4 protein-coding genes are annotated in these 2,829 nt (G+C 49.1%); 3 read left to right on the plus strand and 1 reads right to left on the minus strand.

What is annotated here, in order from left to right:
- Positions 1-220 (minus strand): hypothetical protein (locus KB557_RS10475; RefSeq protein WP_255133979.1); only part of this gene is annotated, 220 nt, incomplete at its 3' end.
- Between the two features lie 236 nt (positions 221-456).
- Between KB557_RS10475 and KB557_RS10480 the strand changes: the two genes are divergently transcribed.
- The 3 genes from KB557_RS10480 (at position 457) to KB557_RS10490 (ending at position 2,670) form a co-directional block, all read left to right on the plus strand.
- Positions 457-825, plus strand: coding sequence for a thermonuclease family protein (locus KB557_RS10480; RefSeq protein WP_255133981.1), 369 nt, complete (start codon positions 457-459; stop codon positions 823-825).
- Between the two features lie 229 nt (positions 826-1,054).
- Positions 1,055-1,270: a hypothetical protein gene (locus KB557_RS10485; protein WP_255133983.1), complete on the plus strand. Its 216-nt coding sequence runs from the start codon at positions 1,055-1,057 to the stop codon at positions 1,268-1,270.
- 455 nt (positions 1,271-1,725) lie between these two features.
- On the plus strand, positions 1,726-2,670 hold the full coding sequence (locus KB557_RS10490; RefSeq protein WP_255133985.1) for an ArdC family protein: 945 nt from the start codon (positions 1,726-1,728) through the stop codon (positions 2,668-2,670).
- Positions 2,671-2,829: the final 159 nt, after the last annotated feature.

The raw sequence follows: 2,829 nt of genomic DNA on the forward strand, positions 1-2,829 counted from the left end.
GCTCTACCTCCCTCCACGCCAAGCTTTGTTCTGCAATCGCTGTCGCCTCTGCATACTGGCCGGCTTCATAAAGCTGTTCAACCTCTGCATCGAGCTGCTTCACCTTCTCGGCATCCAACCCCGCATCTACTTGCGATGTGGCCTGCGCAACCCGCGGATCAGCAGCAGCAATCCCCAAAGGAGGCAGCGCTAGGCCTCCCATTGCAATCAGCAAAGACATCGCTGCGCTAGTGGCAAATCCTGTCAGTGCCATTACCGAAACCGCGTCGAGAGCAACGCCTGGTAAGACCATATTCCCAGTAACCCGGACCAACCACGTGACTCACATTTCTGGGTTTAGCCCTGCATACAGGCGCAGGACCTTGAGATTCTGGGGAAAGAAGCTCAAAGTTGTGAGAAATGCCTTGAAGTAACCAACTGCGCTAACGGCAGGAGGTATCAAGGGTGATGCCATTAATGGCTGAGGTATTAAAAGGAACTACCAATATCAACCAAGCCTTGGTGGCAGCAGGTGCTGCTTTTGTTTATTGGCATTACATAGAAGGATGTGACCGTGAAACCTATTCACGCCTTGAAAACGAAGCACGTTTAAAAAGTTTTGGTGTATGGGCAGTGCCTGGCGGTATCCAACGACCCTGGGATTACAGAAGTGGCAGGAGAAGTTCCGGCAGTGCTCCTAACAGGGGCAGGTTTGGATTGAGCCCGCCCCATTGGAGCCTGCAAAAGGCAAGCGAGTTAGAGAAAGGGCCCGACCTTATTCCTGACGCCACGAAATGGTTGCTAACTTCACTTTCCCTTTTGAAATGCTCTTTTTTTTGGCCTTAGCAGCTTGCAATTGGGATAGCTGCGCTGAGACTTACTTTCATTCCCCAGGGTTTGCTGAACTAAGCAGGCTTCATTTGACGTCAGGGTTGAACAGCACGGGGGTTGTCTCATCACGTCGCAGGCTGCCAACTCACCTCGAATTAGCAAGGGCTACGCAAGTCGCCTTTGGCGCCCCTTGCAAATCCTTCGGATGAATGGCGCGATCTGCGCGTAATTCGTCAAAGCCCCAATGCAAGTTCAATTCCCTTCCTGCCCAATTCGTTGCCTGATCATTCATCAATATGCCCCTGGCATCAAGAAAGCTGGTTCTCAGCCATGCCAGATCAGCAATATCGGTAAGCGCGGTAAAGCAGTTAAAAAGATGCGTTTTATTCCAGCAGAAAAAGCATTTGAATTTGCAAAAAGATTCGCAGGTACCCCTGGCTGCACCGTATCCGTTATCTAGGGCGCAAGCCCTCCCTCCTACGGAGGGTTTTAACTTCCCCTGCGCGGAGTTTTAAACACTCGGCTTTATGGGTCTTACTTAACAGGGGAGAGCACTTTAGAAGACTTATATGCGCTGTAGATCTTGACCCTATGGGTCTTGGCTCTTTGGGTCTTGGTCCTATGGGTTGCTGCGGCCCAGAAGCAAAAGAGCAAAAGAATGGCCGGCAATGGGATGTAGAGAATTGACATCGGGTGAGGGGCCGGCGCTATTAACTGTTGCCTTAGGTGCATAAATCCAGCATCCATAGATCTAGGTGATACGAAATAGCGTGATAGGGGTACACCAAAGGCAAATGTTTATTCGTCACGCAGGTTTCTGCATTGTTTCGATATGGCGCAAGGGCTAAGGCAAGTTTGCTGCGCGAACCCTTGCCCTCATATCGAGTCACAAGGCAGTCCTGCGTTTCCTCGCAAATGTCTGTTTCAAAGAAAAAGTTTGATGGTCCCGCGCCAGAAGAAAAGATCGTTGCTGGTTTAATTGAATTAATGGAGGCAGGCATTGCGCCATGGCGTAAGCCTTGGGCAGAAGATGGCTCTAGTTGCCATCACGTAAATCTTTTAAGCGGCCATCAATATCGGGGCTCCAATGTGATCTTGCTCACAATCGGCATGCACGTTAGAGGTTCAGTGCTGCCGTATTGGTGCGGCTACGCAGAAGCAAGAAAGCTTGGGATTACGCCTAAGAAAGGTTCTAAATGCGCTTATATCGTGCGCCCGCAATTAAATCGTTATGAAGAAGAAGGTATTGATGGCGCTGATGGCAGCAAAGGTGAATCCACCGTAAAAGAATGGATGGCCTTTAAGCCCACCGCTGTATTTAATGCCAATGATCTAGAAGGCGAGAAGCTGGAGGAATTGATCAAGCTGCGTAAATTCCAGGCTGGCTATCAAGTAAAACCAGAGCCAGAAAGGCTAGAAAATGCAGAAGCTGCCTTAAGAAGCTGGAAAGTGCAGGTGGGCTTTGGCGGTAATCAAGCCTTTTATGCACCAGCTATTGATCGCATTCAGTTACCTGAAAGATCAGCCTTTAATAGCCCTGCTGCATTTTGTGCCACCTGGGCCCATGAAGCGATCCATTCCACCGGCCATCACTCGCGGCTTGATCGCGATCAGAAAGGAAAATTTGGCTCCAAAAGCTATGCCATAGAAGAGCTTGTAGCTGAATTAGGTGCAGTTTTGCTCGGTGATCGTTTGGAAATTGGATCTGAAATTGAATCACATGCAGCTTATTTATGCCATTGGATTGGGCTATTAAAAAAAGAGCCAAAGATTCTCTTCCAGGTAATGCGTGATGCAAATTCAGCATCAAAGCTGATTTGGCCGGAGGAATTAAATGCTCCATTTATCCCATCCCAGTAGGTAGTGATCGGCAGCTTGCGGCTGCATAAGCCGCCGAGGGCTAATAGCCCGAAGCAATGGGAAGTAGCTTCTGCTCCCCTAAATATGTACACAAAAACAGGCTTAAAGGCACCATGAAATTTGGCGTCCTAAATCGTTCTCATTGTTCATTGGTTGCCC

This window comes from Synechococcus sp. Cruz CV12-2-Slac-r (assembly GCF_024346075.1).
Classification (GTDB): Bacteria; Cyanobacteriota; Cyanobacteriia; order PCC-6307; family Cyanobiaceae; genus Synechococcus_D.

What these genes read in the sequence shown, in the direction of transcription:
- KB557_RS10490 (WP_255133985.1), top strand. Translation starts at nt 1,726, where the DNA reads ATGTCTGTTTCAAAGAAAAAGTTTGATGGTCCCGCGCCAGAAGAAAAG.
- KB557_RS10480 (WP_255133981.1), top strand. Translation starts at nt 457, where the DNA reads ATGGCTGAGGTATTAAAAGGAACTACCAATATCAACCAAGCCTTGGTG.
- KB557_RS10485 (WP_255133983.1), top strand. Translation starts at nt 1,055, where the DNA reads ATGCAAGTTCAATTCCCTTCCTGCCCAATTCGTTGCCTGATCATTCAT.